28 protein-coding genes and 1 tRNA gene are annotated in these 20,037 nt (G+C 71.2%); 22 read left to right on the top strand and 7 right to left on the bottom strand.

Annotated features, from left to right (window positions below; translation table 11 throughout):
• Window positions 1-84 precede the first annotated feature (84 nt).
• Window positions 85-342: a hypothetical protein gene (locus QE401_RS20090; RefSeq protein ID WP_307139868.1), complete on the bottom strand. Its 258-nt coding sequence runs from the start codon at window positions 340-342 to the stop codon at window positions 85-87.
• A gap of 683 nt (window positions 343-1,025) precedes the next feature.
• On the opposite strand from QE401_RS20090, the gene QE401_RS20085 reads away from it, so the two are divergent.
• Window positions 1,026-1,337 (top strand): hypothetical protein, encoded by a 312-nt coding sequence (locus tag QE401_RS20085; RefSeq protein WP_307139867.1) that lies wholly within the window; start codon window positions 1,026-1,028, stop codon window positions 1,335-1,337.
• On the opposite strand, the gene QE401_RS20080 is transcribed toward QE401_RS20085, so the two are convergent.
• Window positions 1,285-1,530: a helix-turn-helix domain-containing protein gene (locus QE401_RS20080; RefSeq protein ID WP_307139866.1), complete on the bottom strand. Its 246-nt coding sequence runs from the start codon at window positions 1,528-1,530 to the stop codon at window positions 1,285-1,287. The two genes, QE401_RS20085 and QE401_RS20080, sit on opposite strands and share 53 nt — an antisense overlap.
• A gap of 92 nt (window positions 1,531-1,622) precedes the next feature.
• On the opposite strand from QE401_RS20080, the gene QE401_RS20075 reads away from it, so the two are divergent.
• The 16 genes from QE401_RS20075 (at window position 1,623) to QE401_RS20000 (ending at window position 11,153) form a co-directional block, all read left to right on the top strand.
• Window positions 1,623-2,591, top strand: coding sequence for an XRE family transcriptional regulator (locus QE401_RS20075; RefSeq protein WP_307139865.1), 969 nt, complete (start codon window positions 1,623-1,625; stop codon window positions 2,589-2,591).
• A gap of 728 nt (window positions 2,592-3,319) precedes the next feature.
• A complete protein-coding gene (locus tag QE401_RS20070) occupies window positions 3,320-3,709 on the top strand; it encodes a hypothetical protein (RefSeq protein WP_307139864.1) in 390 nt (129 codons plus the stop codon).
• Complete coding sequence (locus tag QE401_RS20065) at window positions 3,709-4,281, top strand: hypothetical protein (RefSeq protein WP_307139863.1); 573 nt, start codon at window positions 3,709-3,711, stop codon at window positions 4,279-4,281. Before QE401_RS20070 ends, QE401_RS20065 begins: the two co-directional genes overlap by 1 nt.
• A 139-nt stretch (window positions 4,282-4,420) precedes the next feature.
• Window positions 4,421-5,158 (top strand): hypothetical protein, encoded by a 738-nt coding sequence (locus QE401_RS20060; protein WP_307139862.1) that lies wholly within the window; start codon window positions 4,421-4,423, stop codon window positions 5,156-5,158.
• Between the two features lie 8 nt (window positions 5,159-5,166).
• A complete protein-coding gene (locus QE401_RS20055; RefSeq protein ID WP_307139861.1) occupies window positions 5,167-5,589 on the top strand; it encodes a hypothetical protein in 423 nt (140 codons plus the stop codon).
• The gene (locus QE401_RS20050; RefSeq protein ID WP_307139860.1) at window positions 5,586-5,834 is read left to right on the top strand and encodes a hypothetical protein; all 249 of its coding nucleotides are present in this window, start codon (window positions 5,586-5,588) and stop codon (window positions 5,832-5,834) included. Before QE401_RS20055 ends, QE401_RS20050 begins: the two co-directional genes overlap by 4 nt.
• Window positions 5,827-6,480 (top strand): hypothetical protein, encoded by a 654-nt coding sequence (locus tag QE401_RS20045; protein WP_307139859.1) that lies wholly within the window; start codon window positions 5,827-5,829, stop codon window positions 6,478-6,480. The genes QE401_RS20050 and QE401_RS20045 overlap by 8 nt, the downstream gene beginning before the upstream one ends.
• Window positions 6,477-6,995 (top strand): hypothetical protein, encoded by a 519-nt coding sequence (locus QE401_RS20040; RefSeq protein ID WP_307139858.1) that lies wholly within the window; start codon window positions 6,477-6,479, stop codon window positions 6,993-6,995. The genes QE401_RS20045 and QE401_RS20040 overlap by 4 nt, the downstream gene beginning before the upstream one ends.
• Entirely contained in the window at window positions 6,988-7,170 is a 183-nt protein-coding gene (locus QE401_RS20035; RefSeq protein ID WP_307139857.1) for a hypothetical protein, read from the top strand. Before QE401_RS20040 ends, QE401_RS20035 begins: the two co-directional genes overlap by 8 nt.
• Window positions 7,167-7,541, top strand: coding sequence for a hypothetical protein (locus QE401_RS20030; RefSeq protein WP_307139856.1), 375 nt, complete (start codon window positions 7,167-7,169; stop codon window positions 7,539-7,541). The genes QE401_RS20035 and QE401_RS20030 overlap by 4 nt, the downstream gene beginning before the upstream one ends.
• Window positions 7,541-7,810, top strand: coding sequence for a hypothetical protein (locus tag QE401_RS20025; protein ID WP_307139855.1), 270 nt, complete (start codon window positions 7,541-7,543; stop codon window positions 7,808-7,810). Before QE401_RS20030 ends, QE401_RS20025 begins: the two co-directional genes overlap by 1 nt.
• On the top strand, window positions 7,807-8,013 hold the full coding sequence (locus tag QE401_RS20020; RefSeq protein ID WP_307139854.1) for a hypothetical protein: 207 nt from the start codon (window positions 7,807-7,809) through the stop codon (window positions 8,011-8,013). The genes QE401_RS20025 and QE401_RS20020 overlap by 4 nt, the downstream gene beginning before the upstream one ends.
• The gene (locus tag QE401_RS20015) at window positions 8,003-8,599 is read left to right on the top strand and encodes a hypothetical protein (protein WP_307139853.1); all 597 of its coding nucleotides are present in this window, start codon (window positions 8,003-8,005) and stop codon (window positions 8,597-8,599) included. Before QE401_RS20020 ends, QE401_RS20015 begins: the two co-directional genes overlap by 11 nt.
• Complete coding sequence (locus QE401_RS20010; protein ID WP_307139852.1) at window positions 8,589-8,996, top strand: hypothetical protein; 408 nt, start codon at window positions 8,589-8,591, stop codon at window positions 8,994-8,996. The genes QE401_RS20015 and QE401_RS20010 overlap by 11 nt, the downstream gene beginning before the upstream one ends.
• Window positions 8,993-9,607, top strand: coding sequence for a hypothetical protein (locus QE401_RS20005; protein ID WP_307139851.1), 615 nt, complete (start codon window positions 8,993-8,995; stop codon window positions 9,605-9,607). The genes QE401_RS20010 and QE401_RS20005 overlap by 4 nt, the downstream gene beginning before the upstream one ends.
• A gap of 355 nt (window positions 9,608-9,962) precedes the next feature.
• Window positions 9,963-11,153, top strand: a complete 1,191-nt coding sequence (locus QE401_RS20000; protein WP_307139850.1) for a tyrosine-type recombinase/integrase — start codon at window positions 9,963-9,965, stop codon at window positions 11,151-11,153.
• 7 nt (window positions 11,154-11,160) lie between these two features.
• Here the strand turns inward: QE401_RS20000 and QE401_RS19995 are convergent.
• Window positions 11,161-11,234, bottom strand: a tRNA-Arg gene (locus QE401_RS19995).
• 65 nt (window positions 11,235-11,299) lie between these two features.
• A complete protein-coding gene (gene pip / locus QE401_RS19990) occupies window positions 11,300-12,250 on the bottom strand; it encodes a prolyl aminopeptidase (RefSeq protein WP_307139849.1) in 951 nt (316 codons plus the stop codon).
• Window positions 12,251-12,363: 113 nt separating this feature from the next.
• Here pip and QE401_RS19985 point away from each other — a divergent pair, with 113 nt between their 5' ends.
• Both QE401_RS19985 and QE401_RS19980 read left to right on the top strand, forming a co-directional pair.
• Complete coding sequence (locus tag QE401_RS19985; RefSeq protein ID WP_307139848.1) at window positions 12,364-13,143, top strand: hypothetical protein; 780 nt, start codon at window positions 12,364-12,366, stop codon at window positions 13,141-13,143.
• Between the two features lie 83 nt (window positions 13,144-13,226).
• Window positions 13,227-14,147 (top strand): metal ABC transporter solute-binding protein, Zn/Mn family, encoded by a 921-nt coding sequence (locus QE401_RS19980; protein ID WP_307139847.1) that lies wholly within the window; start codon window positions 13,227-13,229, stop codon window positions 14,145-14,147.
• 66 nt (window positions 14,148-14,213) lie between these two features.
• On the opposite strand, the gene QE401_RS19975 is transcribed toward QE401_RS19980, so the two are convergent.
• Window positions 14,214-14,561, bottom strand: a complete 348-nt coding sequence (locus QE401_RS19975) for a DMT family protein (protein WP_307139846.1) — start codon at window positions 14,559-14,561, stop codon at window positions 14,214-14,216.
• Window positions 14,562-14,817: 256 nt separating this feature from the next.
• On the opposite strand from QE401_RS19975, the gene accD reads away from it, so the two are divergent.
• Complete coding sequence (gene accD / locus QE401_RS19970; RefSeq protein WP_307139845.1) at window positions 14,818-15,828, top strand: acetyl-CoA carboxylase, carboxyltransferase subunit beta; 1,011 nt, start codon at window positions 14,818-14,820, stop codon at window positions 15,826-15,828.
• Window positions 15,829-15,862: 34 nt separating this feature from the next.
• Window positions 15,863-17,146 (top strand): bifunctional folylpolyglutamate synthase/dihydrofolate synthase, encoded by a 1,284-nt coding sequence (locus QE401_RS19965; protein WP_307139844.1) that lies wholly within the window; start codon window positions 15,863-15,865, stop codon window positions 17,144-17,146.
• Window positions 17,147-17,222: 76 nt separating this feature from the next.
• On the opposite strand, the gene QE401_RS19960 is transcribed toward QE401_RS19965, so the two are convergent.
• A complete protein-coding gene (locus tag QE401_RS19960) occupies window positions 17,223-17,543 on the bottom strand; it encodes an SPOR domain-containing protein (RefSeq protein ID WP_307139843.1) in 321 nt (106 codons plus the stop codon).
• Between the two features lie 76 nt (window positions 17,544-17,619).
• Entirely contained in the window at window positions 17,620-18,735 is a 1,116-nt protein-coding gene (locus tag QE401_RS19955) for a lytic transglycosylase domain-containing protein (RefSeq protein ID WP_307139842.1), read from the bottom strand.
• A 586-nt stretch (window positions 18,736-19,321) separates the two neighbouring features.
• Between QE401_RS19955 and QE401_RS19950 the strand changes: the two genes are divergently transcribed.
• Entirely contained in the window at window positions 19,322-19,927 is a 606-nt protein-coding gene (locus QE401_RS19950) for an outer membrane lipoprotein (RefSeq protein ID WP_307139841.1), read from the top strand.
• Window positions 19,928-20,037 lie beyond the last annotated feature (110 nt).

Below are 20,037 nucleotides of genomic sequence, written 5' to 3'. Positions count from 1 at the left end.
GGAGGTCGCACTCTGGAGGCGTCATAGGCGGCGGATAGGTCGAGCCATCCTTGCCCTGCGGAACTTCGGAAATCTCCGAAGCGCTCATCCGTTGGACCTCCGGGTGTCGACGTAGCGGGTGACGCGCGCCAGGCCGAGCGCCTTCAGGATGCGCTGGCCGGGCGCCTGGACGGCCCGCAGGGTGTCGGAGACGCTGCTCTCGCTGAGGCCATGGGCCTCCGCCCAGCGACGCTGACCGCCGGCCAGGTCGCAGGCTTCCTGCAGCTTGTCCCTGACGCCCTGCTCGCCGAGGTAGATCCGGGCGGCGACGGGCGTGGCTGGGCGGGGGTTTACCCCCTCCAAGGGGAAAACCTTGCCGGCGGAAGGAGCGCCGCGGCAGGATCCGCCCTCACCAGCCGGTGCACCCCGGCGGCGCGCCGCCGTGCGGCCGGGTTCCCCCGGCACGCCGCCCGCCTCGCTGCCGGCCTGACCCGGCACGGATGCCGGATCGTGCCGGGGGAACCCGGCGCCGCTCATCGGCGGCTCCTGTCACGCCGCCTCTTGGCGATCCGCAGGCACGTCTCCCCCGCGGCGATCAGGCCCTCGCCCAACCAGAGAAGCAGGTCCGAAGCCCTGAGCCAGACCCATGTCATGTGACTTTTCCTCGGCTTCGAGCGCGACGAGCTCGGCGCGGAGACGCGCGGCTCGGTCACGGATCAGTTGGATTCTTGCCTCGCGCAGAGCGTCAGCCTCTTCCGCCGGGATCAGGCGGGCGAGGCCGTACCAGTGCGCGCGGGCGCGGCTGTAACTGAGGCCCAGCGCACGAGCAGCGCGGCTGATGGCCCCTTTGACACTGTCGCCAGGCGGGCACGGCTCGGCCGCACTCCGAACGATGGCGCGGATCTCATCAGGAACAGTGCAAGACATCTCTGCCCCCTCGAACGATCTGTTCGAGCGCTGACACGACTTGTTGGACACCTCGAACAACTCCCCTGCCAAGGTTGGGCCTGTTGAGAGCGCCAACCGTTTGGACAGAGGAGAGCGTGATGCAGATGGAATGCGGTATCGCAGCGGACCGGAAGACCGCCGTCGTGACGATCGACCGGGAGTTGGATGCCGCGGAGCTGGAAGCCCTGATCGAGGACCTGATGGCGTGCCGCGCGGGGATGGAGCCCCGCCGGCTGCCGGTCATGTTCCCGGGCAGCCGCATCCTGGTCGGTGCGGGCTTCCACCTGCAGGCGGAGGATGGCGGCAAGATGCTGGCCGCCATCCACCACCCGGGTTTCGGTTGGATCGGATCGGAGGTCACTCCGTCCGACCTTGAGCGGGCGGAAGCGACGGCTCAGGCGAACCGTTGACGCACTCCGCATAAAAGAAATCGTTGGACGTGACCGAACCGCCCGTCGCCTTGGTGATCCGAAGCATCACCTCACGGCGGGGGATTCGCTCCTTGGCCATGTACCGGTACAGGGTCGAGAGACCCACGCCGATCTGCCGCGCGAAGGCGGTCGGGCCAACGGAATGCTGGTCGAGAAAGGTGCGCAGGTCCATAACGGCGAATATCCCCGTTTTGGGGATCACCTGTCAACGCAAATTCCCCAAGGTGGTTCTAGCGCGCCGCACCAGATTGGCGACTATGCGCCATGCCGTCTGACCCCAGCCAGATCCTCCGGGTGTACCGTGAACAGGCTGGCCTCTCCCAGGGGAGGCTGGCCGAAGCCGCCGGCACATCCACGCAGCAGATATCGAAGCTGGAAAACGGTGAGCGCCGCCTGAGCCGTGAGTGGGCAATGCGCCTTGCTCCCGCCCTCAACACGACTTGGTGGGAGCTTCTAGGAGTCTCCAGCGATGTGGCTACGGGGCTAGTCGCCGAAGATCGCCAGAAGGACGCAGACGAGGCGACCGGGCGCCGACTGTTCCGGATCCGCCGTTCGCTCCGCTTGTCTACGGATGAAGTCGCCAGGAGGGCCGACGTATCTCCCGCCACGATCGCAAGGATTGAGAACGGCCAGGCGACGATGACCGCGAGCCTGCTGGGCCGCCTCTGCGAGGCCCTCGGTGTCGAGCCGAGGGCGCTTCTCTTTGACGAGCCCGCACCCGCCAAGGATGTCCAGACCATCCCGTTGCCGTCCGGGCCCGCAGCGGTTCCCAGCCCACTTATAAGCGACGGCGTGGAATACAAAGGGCGCTTCTACGCCTCCCTGCCCGTCTATGACGTAGCGGTATCAGCCGGCCCAGGCGCCTTCAACTCTGACCATGCGGAGCCGGAAGGCTGGCACCTCCTCGGCCTGGAGCACATCCGCCGCGTCACCCGCGCCCGCTTCGAGGATTTGGCGCTGGTCCGCGTCTCCGGGGACAGCATGTCCCCGACCCTGCTGAACGATGACCAGATCCTAGTTGACCGTTCGGTGCACAAGGTCGGCCGAGACGGGATGTACGTCATCGCTACGGGCGAGGAGGTCCAGGTGAAGCGCATCATGCGCGACTGGGCGAGCAAGACCCTCACCGTCGCAAGCGACAACCCGGCCTATGAGCCCTCCCGCGGCGTGCAGGAGGAGGACCTCGTCATCCTCGGCCGGGTGGTGTGGATCAGCAGGAACGTAGGGGGATAAGCCCCCCTCCCGCCTCACAGAGCGGCGTCGGGCGGCGTCGGGCGGCGTCGGGAGGCGTCGGGCGGCGTCGGGCGGCGTCGGGCGGCGTCGGGAGGCGTCGGGCGGCGTCGGGAGGCGTCGGGCGGCGTCGGGAGGCGTCGGGAGGCGTCGGGAGGCGTCGGGCGGCGTCGGGCGGCGTCGGGAGGCGTCGGGCGGCGTCGGGAGGCGTCGGGCGGCGTCGGGAGGCGTCGGGAGGCGTCGGGAGGCGTCGGGAGGCGTCGGGAGGCGTCGGGCGGCGTGGCGCTACTCAAGTTGCAACGGAAGCATAGGAATCACCATCCCCAGAGGCGGCTCGGGGCCGTCCTCCTGCTTCCTCAGCTGCCTTGCCAAGACTAGGTCAGCTCGCGACCAAGGTTCGCCAGCTACCTCGGCAGTGGGGCTGGGGCCGAAGAACCGCGCAGCCAAACGCCGCGCATGCCCCTCGTCTTCCGCCGATACGACGCAGGAATCGTAAACGGTTCCCGGCGCCCATGCGGCATGCCAGCGCATGGAAGGGACGGGGCTTAGCTCGAACATGGGCATGGGCAGGCTCCCTCTCTGAACGAGAACATTATAGGAACAACGGTCGAGCGAAGCGCAAGACCATACCCGCTCCGGGGATAATGTTCCCCATTTCGACGATTTCTAGTTGCGTGCCATCCCCGTAATGGGGATATTGGGGAAGCAATCACCCCGGAGGCACCTCCACCGTGCGTTCCATCCTTTCCCGCCTTGGTGACGCGGGCGCCGCCATGCTGGCGCCGCTGCCGGGCACCTTCGTCCAGGCGCCGATCGGCGCCGTCCCTTCCCCCCTGCAGAACGTCCGGCCGGTCAGCGCGAGCCCCGGCCTGTCCCGCGCCGCCCGGCGGCGCAATGAGCGTTCCCGCCGACTGTTCGCACACTCGTTGCTGCTGCGGAGCTGGCGCGACTGCATGGAGCCGGGGGAGGAGCGCAATCGCGCCTCGGTCGCCATGTGGGGCGCGATGTACCGCGCCGATGCGTGGGCCGCCCTCGCGGAGGGGGACGCACTCCGCGCTCTGAAGCTGCATCGCTCGGCTGCGGCATTCGAGCGCGCCGCCGGCCTGAGGAGTGCCGCCTGATGGGCGCGGGCACCCTTCAACACAAGGCCGAGGTGACCGTCTCTCGCCACCCCGCGAAGCCGCTGCCGAAGGCTGCAGCCAGGGTGGACGACAATGCGGCCCGACCTGCCAACGCCCAGTCTCCGCGGGTTCTTCAGACGCTGATGGCGGAGGCCGTGCGCTGCGCCGACGCCTACGACGATGTGGGCGATATCCCTCTAGGCTCTCCGGCCAAGAGTGAGGCGGACAAGGTCATGGCGGCAGCCCTGGCCAGGATGGAGGCGGTGTGTTTTGCCGCGTCCTGGTATCAGGCGTCTTCCAAGGAGGAAGCGCTGTTCTGTCTGATGCTGGCGGTTGACGCCTGCCAGGATCACGAGAACTTCGAGCATGATCAAGACGGCGCGGATGCTCTGGTCGAGCGCGTTAGGCGTCACGTCCACGCCGCCCTTCACTATTTCGGCTCTGACGTGTCTTCGCCTGCGGTGGCTCGCCTCCGGGAATACTACGGCATCGACAGCTTGAACCCGCTGAAGGCGATCGGCGAGGTCGACAAGCTGGGCAAGGCCGCCCTTGGGGGAGGCGACGCGGCATGATGGAGCACATCAGTGCCCCGGTCGCGCGGGTGATGGCCGCCCTACACGCCCTTTCGCCCGCAGCCTCTCGCCCTGTCGGCAAGACGCCCACGCCGCTGGCGATCCCGCCCACGAGTGTGGCCGGCGGGGAGGAATCCCCATGACATCCACGTTCACTCCGGATGGGGAGACGACGGCAAAGGTGGTGTCGCTGTCGGAGCGGCGCCGGGCATTTCCGCCCGCCCCGCTCAGGGCGCTCCCCGGCAATCCCGCCCTGGCGCATGAGAACCCGGAGGCTCGCCTTATCGCGGCCCTCGAAGAGTTCGAGACCGCCGACCTGGCCCTCCGTGAGATCGTGAAACTGCAGCTCAGCGACTTGAGCGAGGAAGAAGATCGATCGGTTGAGCAGAGCATGGGTGTCGTGATGGCGCGCATGGATCGGGCGGAGCGGACGGCAGTGACCACCCCGGCGACCACCGCTCGCGGGCTGGTGGCGAAGGCTCGCCTGACCGAACGCCTGCTGCCGCGTGATGGCGAGGCGGTGGCGCTGGCCGCGTCCCTCGCGAATGACGTGGTGCAGCTTCATGAGGGTGACGACGCCGAGCTGGTTCGGCTGTGCGACGAGTTCCTTGCGGCAAAGCGGAAGTTCGACGAGGAAGGCGGGCACACCGACGTCGATGACGACCCGCTGTACGACGCGATGAATGCCGCGCGGGAGCGCGTGGCGGGCATCCAGGCCACGACCATGGCCGGGGTGGTGGCCAAGGCGAAGGTGGCGGCCGACTGGATCCGCCTCCCCAACGGGATCGTCGATTTCGACCATTTCGGCGGGTACTGGGCCGAGCAGGTCATCGGCGACGTGCTGCGGATCGCCGGCGTGCCGGAGCGCGGCAAATGAGGGGCGTCATGGATTCCGCCAGCGAGGCGCCGGCGCCCGCCCGGCCCCTCTCGGCGGCCCCCGCCCTCCCGTCGATCGGCGGGGCGCTGGGCGGCGATGCGAGGCTCGTAAGCCTCTGCGCCGAGTACACGCGGGCGCTCGACGCCTACAACGGGAAGGCCGCGTGGCTTGGCCCGGACGGCGCGCCCATGGGCATGTCACCGGATGACCTGGAAGCGCTGGTGGATGGCATCGAGGAAGAGCTCCAAGGCCTGCGCGCCACGACGCTGGAGGGGCTCGCGGCGAAGGCCCGGGTTGCGGCGCATCAGGCCAAGCAGCCGGGCGGGATCGACTTCGGCGAGGGGGTGGTCGGCGACTGGCCGGAGCAGGTGATCCGCGACCTGCTGCGCATGGCCGGCGAGCCCGAACTGCCGCCGAGGCTGATCCCATGACCCGCAAAGCCTTCGCTGTCCTGCTGATGGCGATCAAGCGCCCCGCGATGGGGCCGCTCGGCGCCCTCTTCACGGCGTGCTGCTTCTACGGGTTGGCGTCCTTCGCCAGCGCGTACAGCACCGGGAACCCCGCGTGGAGTCGTGAAATCCCCGCCTGCTTCGTGGGCGTCGCCATCGGCATGGTGCTCACCAACCTCCTCGACATTTGGCTCGCCCTGCGCAGCAAGGAATCTGGCAATGACTGATGCCTATCCGACAGACGCCGCGGTGCTCGCCCTGATCGCCGAGCGGCGCGAGAAGGCCGCCGAAAGCGCTGCGATCGCGGCCACCCTCGACGCTGCTGGCCACCTGGACAACGCCCGCGCCTTCCACGACGCCGACGCGCAGGCCACCGCCGTCGCCAACGCCCTGGAGGCGCTTCTGCGGTTCCGGCAGGAGACCGTTGCCGGCGTCGACATGCAGGCCGCCAAGGCTGGCGCCTCGCTGCCTTCGGAGCCGGAACCGGAGTGGCGCGCCGCCCTGCGGCACCTGCTGTTCGGCCTGCCCGCCAGCTCCGTCCCGAAGGAGCCGGTGCGCACCGTCGAATGCCTGGTCAGGGCGTGCATGGCGGAGTCGTCGGAGCTCGATCCCGACCGGGCGGACGCGCTGCTGCGCCAGCGCGGTATGGTGTTCCGCGATCTGAAGCTCTTCGTCGGCAATCGGTCGGAGTATGCCGCCAAGCTGTTCCGGACGACGCGCTGGGCCGTGGGCTGGTCCAGCACTCTTGCCGCTGCTCCTGGCGCGCGGCGCGGGCTCCATCAGCGCTTCACCGTGGTGCACAAGGATAGGGCGGTGGCCATTCCGCTGTGTGTGCTCCGTAGGGCCGGGCTTGGTCGGGGTGTGTCGGCATGAGCGAGCTTGCAAAGCCCTACAGCGAGATGCGGGTGCAGTGCCCGCAGCATGGCGGGATCATCCGTCTTCAGGCTGACGAGGTTGCGAAACACCTCGCCCTGGAGATTGTGGAGGACTGGAACGCCGGCGTGCGTCTGAACATGACAGAGGTGGAAGTCGCGCGCCTCCGCGACGCGTTGACCGCGTTCCTGGGGGATGCACGGGGCAGCGCGGTCCCGGGGACCTCCATGACCGGAGGCGCAGCCGAGCCGCCTGCCGATGCAAAGCTCAGGACCGATCGGCAGCGGCAGACCATGCAACTGGTCCTGCAGCGCTACGAGGGGGTGCTTCGCGCCCTCACGAACCGCCAGGCCCCATACGATGGCCTACTCGCCGCAATGCACATGCCTACCGAGACCTTGAAGGCTCTGTGGCACAGCTACGACGGAATCAGCACGAGCATGCCGGAGATATCTGGCGAAGCCGTGCATTTCGCCCTCTGCCTGCGCGGTGAAGGAGAATACTGCCGTGTCTGACCGCGCCACCCTGCTGGCCCATGATGAGGCTGAGGCAAAGCTGCGGGCACGTCTGGAGGAAGCCGTCCGCACGGCCCAAGCCAGGCGCAATCTCGGCCAGCCTCCCGGCATCGACGTCACCGACATGAGCGATCGGGACTTCCTCAGCCTCATCCGCCGGGAGTTCACGGCATGACCGACCGTCAAACGCTCCTGGCCCTGGCCGATCGCGTCGAGAGGGCGGGGGGGCCGGACTTTAAGCTGGACCTCGCCATTGCTCGCGCTGTCGGTGCGCTCGGGGACGAAGCCGGGTTTCCCGATGCCGCCTTCTCGGCCCTCATCCCGATCCGCCATTTCCCTCGCTATTCCGCCAGCCTGGACGCGGCGATGGGGCTGGTGCCGGAAGGCTGGGAGTGGTCTGCGGCGTCCTGCGGAGATTGCTACTGCGCCGACCCCGAGCCCAGGACCGTGGCCTACTGGGGCGACGCCCGAGGCCCGAACGCTGCGGCCCTGGGTCTGGCCGCCGCCGCCCTCCGAGCCCGCGCTGCAATGATGGAGGGGGAGTGATGGGCGACACGCTACGGCTTTTCGGCATTGGCGCAGCCATGGGCGCCTCTGTGTCCCTGACCTTCTTCGCTGGCGCGGTGACCGGCATCCTGTTGATGCGCGCCCCGCAAGGCCGCGACAGCACCGACCCGCCGCATGGCCGCTCCGGTATGCGTCTCCACGCCGACAACCTGACCGGCTGCCAATACCTCTCGGTACCAGGCGGCGGCATCACGCCACGCCTGACCACCGACGGGCGGCACATGGGCTGTGGGGAGCGCCGCCCATGACCCCGCCCCTGACGAGGCCCCAGCTCGCCATGCTGAGCGAGTTCCGGCACGGCAAGACGGTGCTGCATGACGCCGCGCCGACGCATGCCTTGGCCGGCACACTGACCAAGCTGCACCTGCTGCGGATCGAGCGCTGGGACGGCCGGTCGCCGCACTACCGCACCACCGAAGCCGGGATGGAGGCGCTTCGCGATGCTGGGTGAAGATTTCCCGAGCGATGCCGAGCTTGAAGCGACGATCGAGCGGGCTCAGCGGAAGATCGACGAGGCTGACGATTATTGCGGCCCCGCGGAGCTGGCACCCTCCAACAACGACTTGGCTCATGACCTCTTGGTTGACCTGCGCGCCATGCTGCGCCAGCGGCAGGAGGCGGAGCGCAACATGTCGGTTCGGATTGCCGCAGCGGTGATGGCTGAGCGAGATGCTTGCTCCGAGCTGGCCCGCACCATCGTTCTGCCTGAGGGGCGCAACGTCCACGACGCCCATGGCCGCATGTCGGCCAGTCTAGAGATCGGGTGGGCAATTTATAACCGCCAGCCGCCGTGTGGGGCCGACCAGCTTGCTACGCAGCTCGCCGAGGCCGAGGCCCGGGGCCTGCGCCGGGCGGCCGTGCTAGCCGCAAGGAAGCGCGACCATTACCTGGAGGCGACCCGCTCATACGAAGGCGGCGGACGGATAAACCGTGGCGCAGAAGCCTACGGCAGCACCTACACCGCCGGGGAGCTGCACCGTGAGATCCTCGCCCTAATCCCTCGCCCGCCGGCCGGAGGCGACGACGATGCCGGCTGAGCAGATGACGGTCCTGGAAGCCGCGGCGCGGGCGATGTGCCATGCGCGTCATCCGTGCTGGTCCATCGTGGCCGAAATCATGTCCGATGGGGACTACCGTCCGGGCCAGGAGGGGGATGCCGCGGCCCTGACGCAGGCCGGAGAGCTGCGGATGCTGGCAGCCGCTGCTTTGGAGGAGATCGGTCTCACCGCCGAGCTGATCCTGCAGCCGGCGGCGAGCTTGGTCGTGGTGCCTAATGAGGCGACCGGGGCTATGAAAGTGGCCGGAGGCTTGGCCATCGAGAGCGCCATGTTCGAAGAGGGCAAGCTGGTCTTCGAAGCAGCTGCAGACGTCCACCGCGCCATGATTGCAGCCCGACCCGGCGCGACCGCGCCCTCTCCGGAGGAGCCCCGATGAGGTTCGGAGCCGGGTACGTCGAACTGACCAGCGGGCACCATGAGGACGGGCGGGAGTACCTGCGCCTGGCCTGGGGGCGCTCCAGCAGCTTGGCGCAGCACCTGAAGCCGGCCGCGCTGCCGCCCGTGGGCCCGACGCCGCAGGCCGTGGCCGAGAGCCTCCCGCCGGCCTGCAGCTCCTGCCGCTGGGTGCAGCTGGAGCCGAGCCGGACGAGCAAAGCGCTGGGAGGGGAAAGGGTGATCCTGGATCCGAACGCTTGGCGCTTTGCCAGATGCCGGCACCCCAAGGTGGCCAGCGGCGGCGCGCATCTCGTGGATCCTTCAGTGTTCGCGGACGACACCTATGCAAGCGTGGCTCGCGCCTGTGATCACCTGTGCGGAAAGGCTGGCAGCCACTTCGAGGCGGCCCATCGGCCCTTCGCGAGACAGCCCCGGAAGCTCCTGCCTGCTTTCCTGGGCCTCGTGGTCTTCCTGGTGCCGATCTGGGCGCTTGTTTCGTTCGCGCCGCACGATGCCAACGCCGCCGGCTTGGTTGCGGCCGCCATGACGGTCGGGCCGTTCCTTATCATGGCCGTTTTCTGGACTTGGCAGCTTTCGCGGAGGCACCTGTGAGCCGCGCGATCTGGAAATGGGGCCTCGTGCCCGGGCGGGTGCGGGATGGGGGATAGGCGCTTCCTCAGCCAGTCCGAGGCGGCCGATTACCTGGGCGTCAGCGCCGAGACCTTCGCCATTGAGGTGGAGGCCGGCATGTGGCCGCCCCCGCTGCGGCGCGGCGCAACCGGCCGGCGCCTGACCTGGGACCGCAAACGGCTGGATGCCGCGGCCGACGCCCTGGCGGGGTTCTGCCTGGCGCCGCCGGCAGCCACCCCGACCGAACCGCCGGCGCCTGAGCCGGCGCCATCTCTTCCCGCCGTCGCAGGCCGCCCGAGCGGCGAGACGAGGCTACTGAATAGGATTGCAAGCCGCCATGACGGCAAAGTCACCGCTCCCCTTCCCGCCACCGCCATCGCCGGCGGAGGACGTTCCCGCCGGGCTTAAGCCCGTCCGGAAGCGCCTCGCTGGGGGCCTGGAGCGCATCTACTACTTCGACCGCGTCACGGGGAAGGCGCTGGGCTCGGATCGCGAGGTTGCCATCGAGCGGCTTCGCGAGCTCCGGGGCGACGCCATGGCGCCTCGGGTGACGGATCCCCGCAGCTTCGAAGCGCTGGTGGCGTCCTTCAAGGCCGCCCCCGAGTTCCTCGACAAGCGGCAGAGCACCCGGGCCCAATATGCCTACGAGCTGGCTGAGCTCCTGAAGGACCTGCACGGCAGCCACCTGGCCGACATCACGCCGGCGGTCATCTACGCCATCCGGGATCGCACGGCCGCCACCGGGCAGCGGCACAAGGCCAACAGCCTGGTCCGCATGCTCCGGATCCTGTTCGGCTTCGCCAAGCGCCGCGGCCTGATCTCGGCCAAGCCGACAGATGGCGTCTCGCTCATCACCGTGGAGCCGCGGACGGAAGTCTGGTCGCCTCAGCAGATTGACGCCTTCCTGGTGGACGCCAGGCCCAGCCTCCAGGCCGGCATGGCGCTCTTGCTCTACACCGTGCAGCGCCTTTCAGACGTGATGGCCCTGACCCGGGACAACCTGCAGGAGAGCCAGACGGACGGCCGCCTATGGATCGGCCTCCGGCAGCGCAAGACTGCGGCCCTGGTGTGGACGCCCTGCCATCACCGCCTGGCGAAGATCCTGCGCGGCCTTCCCAGCGGTCAGCACTACCTCGTGCCGTCGCCGACCGGCCTGGCCTGGGCGAAGCGCAATTTCAGCCGCTCGTGGGACGCCCACCTGAAGGCGCGCAACAAGGCGCTGGCGGAGGATGGGCTGCCCATCATCCCGCCCCTGCAGCGCCGCGACCTGCGGCGGACGGGCATGGTGCAAATGGCATTGGCCGGAGCGACGCCGCCGCAGATCGCGGCCGTCTCCGGGCACAGCATCGACCAGACCATGAAGATCCTGGACGTGTATATTCCGCGTCGGGGGGATGTGGCGGCTGGCGCCATCGATGCCTGGGAATCGAGCCCGGGCGGGAATACCTTTTCCGCCTTCAGTGAAGGCGCCGGAAACCAGTTTCCGGAGACCGGAAACCAAGCCCGACTTCGCCTCATAAAGCGTTGAAAAGGCATGTCCCCGGCGGGATTCGAACCCACGGCCCCCAGATTAGGAATCTGGTGCTCTATCCGGCTGAGCTACGGAGACGCCGCGCGCAGGATAGCCGAGTTCGCCGCGCAACGGAACCGGGCCCGGCCCCCTGGCGGGCAGGTTCAGCCGCGGCGGCGGAAGCGCTCCACCGCCGCCACCAGCGCCACCCGCACGCCCGGCTCCAGCGCCGAATGCCCGGCATCCGGGATCACCGTCAGCCGCGCCCGCGGCCAGGCGGCCGCCAGGTCGAAGGCGCTCTCGGCCGGGCAGACCATGTCGTAGCGGCCCTGCACGATCTCCGCCGGCAGATGCGCGATGCGCGCCATATGGCCGAGCAGCCCCTCCGGCGGCAGGAACAGGTCGTTGGCGAAGTAATGCGCCTCGATCCGCGCCAGGCCGAGCGCGGTGCGGTCCTGGGCGAAGCTCGCCACCGTGTCCGGGCTCGGCATCAGCGTGCTGCACAGCCCCTCATACTGGCTCCAGGCGCGGGCGGCGGGGAAATGCACCTGCGGGTCCGGGTCGGTCAGCCGCGCCAGATAGGCGGCCAGCAGGTCGCCGCGCTCGGCCTCGGGGATGTGCTCGGCGAATTGCGCCCAGGCATCGGGGAAGACGCGGCGCATGCCGTAGAGGAACCACTCCACCTCCGCCGCGCGGCCGAGGAAGACGCCGCGCAGCACGCAGCCCTGCACCCGCTCCGGATGCGCCTGGGCATAGGCCAGAGCCAGGGTCGAGCCCCAGGAGCCGCCGAACAGCAGCCAGCCCTCGATGCCCAGGAACCGGCGCAGCGTCTCGATATCGCCCACCAGGTTCGGCGTGGTGTTGCCGGCCAGCTCCCCGAGCGGGCGCGAGCGGCCGGAGCCGCGCTGGTCGAAAATGACGATGCGCCAGTGGGCGGGATCGAAGAAGCGGCGATGCACCGCCCCGGCCCCGGCCCCCGGCCCGCCATGCAGGAACAGCACCGGCTGGCCGCGCGGATTGCCCACCTGTTCCCAGTACATGACATGCCCGCCCGACAGCGGCAGCAGGCCGGTCTCATAGGGCGCGATATCGGGAAAGAGGTCGCCGCGGGGCATGGCGCGATCTTTGGCGCGACCGGACCGGCCGCGCAACACCATGCGGCGAGCCATGTCACCTTTGCGCGTTTCCGCCCCTTCGCGCCGGGCGGCTTCGTGCCTAGCTTTGGGGGATGGCGACCTCTTCGACCCCTGCCGGCTCTCCCTCCGCCGGTTCCAAGGCCGGCACCGCCGCCGGCGGGCTGCGCTGCGCCGTCTGCGGTGGCGAGAGCCGCCAGCCGCCCTTCCGCCCCGGCCCGCCCGAACAGGCCCCCGATCTCGATCTGCGCCCGGGCGAGCCGCTGCGCGGCACCATGGCGCGCTGGCTGCAGCAATGCCCGCATTGCGCCTATGCCGCCCCCGATATCGGCCGCGCCCATCCGGCGGCGGCCGAGGCGGTGGCCGCCGCCCCCTTCCGCGCGCTGATCGCCGACACCAGCCACCCGCCGCTGGCCCGCCGCTTCCTGGCCTGGGCGCATGTGCTGGAGGAGACCGGCGCGCTGCACGCCGCGGCCGAGGCGACGCTGCACGCCGCCTGGGTGGCCGATGACATGAACCGCCCCGACCTCGCCGCGCATTGGCGGCAGGAGGCGGTGGCGCTGTGGCGCGGCGGCCCGCCGCTGGACGCCGAGCAGACTGTGCGGGTGATCGACGCGCTGCGCCGCGCCGAGGCCTGGGACGACGCCGCGACCACCGCGCGGCAACTGGCAGAAAACCGGCCGGAGGAGGCGGTGGCCCAGGTGGTGGCGCTGGAGCTGCGGCTGATCGGCCAGCGCGATGCCGGGCGGCACACCCTGGCCAGCGCCCTGCCGCCGCCCTCGCAGCAGCGCCGGCACCAGGCGCATCGGCGCGGCCAGCCGCCCGCGGGGCCGGGGCTGTGGCAGCGCATCACCGGGCTGTTCCGCCGCCGCTAGCGGGGCGGGCCCGCCCCGGGCGGGGCTTGCAATCCGCCGCCGCGCGGCGCATTGGAATACTATAACGTTCCTCGGAGCCTGCCATGCAGCGCCGCGCCCTGCTGGGCCTCGCCCTCGCCGCCCCCATCCTCGGCCGCAGCGCCCTCGCCCAGGCCGCGCCGCTACCGGTCGTCGCCTCCTTCTCCATCCTCGGCGACATGCTGCGCCAGGTGGGCGGCGAGGCCGTCGCGGTGCGCAGCATCGCCGGGCCGGATGTCGACGCCCACAGCTTCCAGCCCCGCCCCTCCGACGCCCAGGCGCTGCGCGCGGCGAAGCTGCTGCTGCGCAACGGGCTCGGCTTCGATGGCTGGGTGGACCGGCTGGCCCGCTCCTCCGGCTATGCCGGCCCGGTCGCCACCGCCACCGAAGGGGTGACGCCGCGCCGGCTGGAGGAGGCCGGCGGGCATGGCCATGGGCACGGCCACAGCCATGGCAGCCAGGACCCGCATGCCTGGCAGGATCTGCGCAACGGCCAGATCTACGCCCGCAACATCGGCGAGGCCCTGGCCAAGGCCGACCCCGCCCGCGCCGGGACCTTCCGCGCCGCCGCCGCCGCCTATGCCGGCCGGCTGGCCGAGCTTGATGCCTGGGTGCGCCAGCAGATCGCGACCGTCCCCGAGGCGCGGCGCAAGGTCGTCACCAGCCACGACGCCTTCGGCTATTTCGCCGCCGCCTATGGCGTGCGCTTCCTGGCGCCGCAGGGCGTCAGCACCGAGAGCGAACCCTCCGCCGCCGAGGTGGCGCGGCTGATCCGCACCCTGAAGCAGGAGAACATCACCGCGCTCTTCCTGGAGAACATGGCCAACCCCGCCACGCTGAACCGGCTGGCGGCGGAGGCGGGCGTCACCGTGCGCGGCAAGCTCTATGCCGATGCGCTCTCCGCCGCGGACGGGCCGGCGCCGACCTATGAAGCCATGGTGCGGCACAATGTGGGGCTGCTGGTGCCGGCGATGCGCGGGAACTGACCATCAGGGCCAGGGGCGCCGCCCCTGGACCCCGCCGGGGTGGCAGGGCCACCCCGGACCCCGCCTTCAGTCAACAGGAAGAAAAATGAAGACGACGGCGGCGATCAGGCAGCCCATGGCGGCCAGATAGGTCCAGCGCAGCGGCTCCCCCAGCACCATCACCGAGAAGCCGCCGAACACCATCAGCGTGATCACCTCCTGCATCACCTTCAGCTGCTGGCCGGTATAGGCGCCATAGCCGATGCGGTTGGCCGGCACCGCCAGGCAGTATTCGAAGAAGGCGATGCCCCAGCTGATCAGCACCGCCAGCCAGAGCGGCCAGGAAGGCTGCTTCAGATGGCCATACCAGGCCCAGGTCATGACGATGTTGGAGCCGACCAGCAGCAGCGGCGGCAGCAGCAGGGCAAGGTTCATCGGGGCATTCCGGATCGGTGGCCGGCCCCGCGCGACGGGGCCAGGACGGCAAGGATAGGATGGCAGGGCCAGCCATGGCCAAGCATGACGGCGTGGCCCTGCCAACGCCCCGGCGGCGCGGTTTTTGCCGCGTGGCCGGAACTTCATCCCGGCGCCATGCCCGCCGGCGCCCGGGGCGCCTTTCCTCTTGCCTCGGCAGGGCGCCGGGCCTAACCACCCGGCTTCTCAGGCTTTCAGGAACAGGGAAAGGGTCCGCATGAACTGGATCAGCGAATGGGCGCTGCCGAAGATCCAGACATGGCTCGGCCGCAAGGAGGTGCCGGACAATCTCTGGCACAAATGCCCCGCCTGCGAGCAGATGATCTTCCACCGCGACCTCGAGCGCGCGCAGCATGTCTGCACCCATTGCGGGCACCATATGCGCATCGCCGCGGCCAAGCGGATCGAATACACCCTCGATGCCGGCTTCCAGCGCATCGAGCTGCCCAAGGCGCCCGCCGACCCGCTGCGCTTCCGCGACCAGCGCCGCTACGCCGACCGGCTGAAGGAGGCGCAGGCGAAATCCGGCATGGATGACGCCGTGGCCGTCGCCCATGGCACGATCGAGGGCCGCCGCGCCGTCGTCGCCGCCTTCGAGTTCGGCTTCATGGCCGGCTCCATGAGCCCGGGCGTGGGCGAGGCGCTGGTCACCGCCGCGCGGCTGGCCGTGCTGCAGGACGCGCCGCTGATCGTCTTCACCGCCTCCGGCGGGGCGCGCATGCAGGAAGGCGCGCTGAGCCTGATGCAGATGCCGCGCACCGTCATCGCCGCCCAGATGGTGAAGGAGGCCGGCCTGCCCTTCATCGTGGTGCTGTGCGACCCGACCACGGGCGGCGTGACGGCCAGCTTCGCCATGCTGGGCGACATCCAGCTCGCCGAGCCCGGCGCGCTGATCGGCTTCGCCGGCGCCCGCGTCATCGAGCAGACGGTGCGCGAGAAGCTGCCCGAGGGCTTCCAGCGCGCCGAATACCTGCTGGAGCACGGCATCCTCGACATGGTGGTCAAGCGCGGCGCGATGCGCGAGACGCTGGCCCATCTCATCGGCCTGCTGCGCGAGCCGCTGCTGCCCGAGACGGCGGCCGGGCCGGCCCTGGCCGAGTCCCTGGCCCCCGAGGCGGCCCCCGCCGCGCCGGCCGCCACCCCGGCCGCGCCCGCCACCGCCTCAGGCGCGACGGTGACGCCGCTGCCCGCCGCCAAGCCGGCGCCCGCCAAGCCGGCCGGCGCCTAAGCCCCCGGCCGCATCCCGCAGCGAGGCCCGAGGCGTGAGCCGCTCCGAAGCCATCATCGACCGCCTGCACGCGCTGCACCCCAAGCTGATCGATCTCAGCCTGGGGCGGCTGCAGCGCCTCCTCGCCGCGCTCGGCCATCCGGAGCGGCGCCTGCCGCCGGTGATCCATGTGGCCGGCACCAATGGCAAGGGCTCGACCTGCGCCTTCCTGCGCGCCATCGCCGAGGCCGCCGGGCAGCGCGTGCATGTCTACACCTCCCCCCATCTGCTGCGCTTCCATGAGCGCATCCGCCTGGCCGGCACGCTGGTCTCGGAGGAGGCGCTGATCGAGGCGCTGGAGGAGGTCGAGCGGGTCAATGCCGGCGAGCCGATCACCGTCTTCGAGGTGACCACGGCGGTGGCCCTGCTGCTGTTCAGCCGCGTGCCCGCCGATCTGCTGCTGCTCGAGGTGGGCCTGGGCGGCCGCTACGACGCGACCAATGTGGTCGACCAGCCGGTGGCCTGCGCCATCACCAGCATCTCCATGGACCATATGGAGTATCTGGGCGACAGCCTGGCCGGCATCGCCGCCGAGAAGGCCGGCATCCTGAAGCGCGGCAGCCCCGCCGCTACCGGCCTGCAGGCGCCCGAGGCGCTGATGGTGCTGGAAGAGGAGGCGGCGCGGGTCGGCACCCATCTGGCCGTGCGCAACCAGGACTGGACGGTGCACTGGAACGAGGCCGGGCTGCGCTATGCCGACCCCGGCGGGGTGATGGAGCTGCCGCGCCCGGCGCTCCCCGGCGCGCACCAGGCCGACAATGCCGGCATCGCCATCGCCGCGCTGCGCAGCTGGAACCCGCCCTGGCTGACCGAGGCGGCGATCGCCGCGGGGCTCACCACCGCCAGCTGGCCCGCCCGGCTGCAGCGGCTGCACGGCGCCCTGGCGGCGCTGCTGCCCGAGGGCTGGGAGCTGTGGCTGGATGGCGGCCACAATGCCGGCGGCGGCCATGCTTTGGCCGAGCACCTGCCGGACTGGGCCGACCGGCCGCGCCACCTGGTGGTCGGCATGAAGCAGGGCAAGGCCTCGGGCGATTTCCTGGCGCCGCTGCTGCCGCTGGCCGAGAGCCTCTGGGCGGTGGCCGAGCCCGGCCAGCATCTGGCCATGCCGGTGGAGGCCATCATCGAGGCCAGCGGCGGCCGCGCCCGCCCCGGCCCGCATGTGGAGGACGCGCTGCGCGCCATCGCCGCCGAGGGCGGCGCCCCCGGCCGGGTGCTGATCTGCGGCAGCCTCTACCTCGCCGGGGAGGTGCTGAAGGCTGATGGCACGGTGCTGGTCTAGGATCCCCGCCGCAGAGCGGAGATGAAAAAGGCCCGGCGGGTTTCCCCGCCGGGCCTTTTTCGTGCCGGCCTTCCCCTCAGCCCTGGGCGTCGGGGGAGACGATGATGCAGGCGCCCTGGCTGCGCAGCTTCTCGCAGGCGGACTGGGCGCTCTCGCGCGACAGGCCGAGCACGCGGGCGCGGTAGAGCGTGTTGCGGCCCTGCGCCACCGATTCGACCGCCGGGCGCGCGCTGCCCAGGCCGATGCGGCTGCGCGCCTCATTGGCCGCGCTGCGCGCCAGGTTGGCGCTGCCGAAGGCACCGACCTGCACGCCCCAGGCCCCGGCGGCGGCGGGCGCCGCGACGGGGGTCGGTGCCGGCGCGGCGGCGCGGGCGTTGCGCTCCGGCAGGCGCAGCACGCCGGCCGGCGCGACCGTCGCCGCATTGGCGGTGCCGACCAGGCTGAAGCCGCGCAGGGACGGCGCCGAGCGGGTCTCACCACGGGGCTCGGCGAAGGCGGTGGCGATGCGCGCCGTGGTGGGCGCCGGCGCGGCGCTGGCGGCCGGCGCCGGACGCGGCGCCGCCTGGGCGGCGGCCAGCAGGCTGGGCGCCTGGCGCGGCTCGGGCGCCGGCGGCGGGGCGGGCGGCGGCGGGCACGCTGGCGGCGGCCAGCGCGCTGCCGGTGAACACCGGCGCGGGCGCCGGCTCCGGCGTGGCGGCCGGCGCGCTGGCGGCGTAGGTCGAACCGTCCGGGATCGGCTCCATCCGCACCACCGAGGCGCCGGAGGCCGGGTCGAGGCTGGCCACCTGCACCGGCTCGGCGGCCGCGTAGGTCGAGCCGTCCGGGATCGGCTCCATGCGGATGACCGGGCCGGGCGGCAGGCTGGCCACCCGGATGCCGGGGTCGACCGCGTTGCGCTGCTCGCGCAGGGCCAGCATGGTGGCGGTGTCGCCGCGGCGCGGGCCGGCCGGGATGTTCAGCGGGATCTCGGCCGCCGCATAGACCTCCGGCGCCGCGCGGCGGCCCGGATGCGCGTCGATGATGCGCGGGCCGATGCGGGCGACGTAGTTGCGGGTCTCGGCCGGCAGGCCGCGGCCGTTCCACAGGTAATCCTCGAGCCGGCGCGGACCCGCATTGTAGGCGGCGAGGAAGGCCGGGCTGCCATACAGCTCGTACATCTCGCGCACATAGGCGGTGCCGGCCATGACGCTGTTCCACGGGTGGTAGGGGTCGTCCCCCAGCCCGTAGCGGGCGCGCAGCTCGGCATAGGTGCCGGGCATGACCTGCATCAGCCCCATGGCGCCGACCGGGCTGCGGGCGCCGACGCGGCCGCCGCTCTCCTGGCGCATCACCTCGCGGATCCAGCGCTCCGGCACGTCGAAGCGGCGCGAGGCTTCCTTGATGTAGGGACCCCAGGGATCGCTGGGCGGTCCGGGCGGGTCGTAGCTGGTCGGCTGTGGCCAGGCGGCGGCCTCGGCCGCGGCGCTGGGCGCCGTGGTGCGGGCCTGCTGGCTGCTTCCGCAGGCCGCGAGCAGCGCCACCATGGACAGGGTGGCGGCCAGTCGGACACGCCCCCCCGGCGTCATCCGACCGTTCTGGAACGGAGTCATCCCCTGTTCTCCGTCTGGCCCGGAAACACGCATTCCTGTGGATGGATCCCGGGCGCCCCCACGCCCTGAATCCGGAACCGCCCCCGGGTTGAGGTTTCAGCAGAACATCTGCGGCTAAACCGCTAGAGGAAACAGCGGATTGGCGCAAGCCTCGTCTGCAGGAACCGCCGCGAGGCGTGACCGCGCGCGGCGTTTTTACCCCTGGCGCGAGGCGCCGCGCGACCCCATCCCTGTGGGGTGGGTCCGGCGCCGCCTTGCGGCAGGCGGGCCCGGCCGGCCCGCGGCTCCGCCCAGGGCCGCCCGAGGGCAGCGCGGCCGGGCCGCGGCGGTTGCGCGGGCGGCGGGCGAATCGGGGCTTGGGCCGGGCCGTTCGCCAGGGTGTCGGCGGGGCCGCGCGCCACCGGCAGGGCCTGTCCGGCGTTGTTGGGTCGACCCCGCCGGGGTCAGCCCCGCTCTGGCCAGACTTGCTCTGGCTGGCCCCGCTCTGGTCAGAGCCCGCTCTGGTCAGGCTGGGGCGGTGCGATAATCTGCCACACGCCGTGCCTCCGGGCGCGGCCCGACGAAAGACTAACAAGGGGATACCGCCATGCCCGCGCCTTCTCGCCTCTCCCGCGGCCTTCGCGCCGGCCTCGCCCTGCTGCTGGTGGGCGGCACCGTGGCGGCCTGCGCGCCGCAGAACACCGGCACCACCTACAGCAGCTATGCGATGGGCCGCGCCGCCTCGGTCTCCTACGGCACGATCGTGGGCCTGCGGCCGGTGCAGGTGCAGAACCAGAGCAGCGCCGGCGTCGGCACGGCGGCGGGCGCGGTGGCCGGCGGCGTCGCCGGCAGCTTCATCGGCGGCGACTGGCGCTCCAACGCGCTGGCCGGGCTCGGCGGCGCGGTGATCGGCGGCCTGGCCGGCAATGCCATCGGCCGCGGCGTCGGCACCACCAACGCGGTCGAGTTCTTCATCCGCGAGGACCAGGGCGGCGACATCTCGGTGGTGCAGACCAATGAGGAAGGGCTGCAGGTGAATGACCGCGTGGTGATCAGCCGCGGCGACCGCACCCGCATCTCCCGCGCCGCCGGCGGCCCGCCGCCGGGCGCCTATGCGCCGCAGGGCTATGGCGCGCAGCCGGGCTATGGCGGCGCCCCCGCCTACAACACCCCGGCCGGCTATGGCGGCGCCGTCTATGGCGGGGCCAAGTAAGGCCGGGCTGCCGGGCTGAGCGCGCGGGCGGCCCTGGCGGCCGCCCGATTCGCCCCCGCTGCCGCCCCCCCCCTGCCGCCCCCCCCTGCCGCCGCCGCGCGGGCCACGCC

Source organism: Pseudoroseomonas cervicalis (assembly GCF_030818485.1).
Lineage (GTDB): Bacteria > Pseudomonadota > Alphaproteobacteria > Acetobacterales > Acetobacteraceae > Pseudoroseomonas > Pseudoroseomonas cervicalis_A.
Note: the sequence above shows the minus strand (reverse complement) of the source record. Positions and strands in the feature narration are given on the sequence as shown.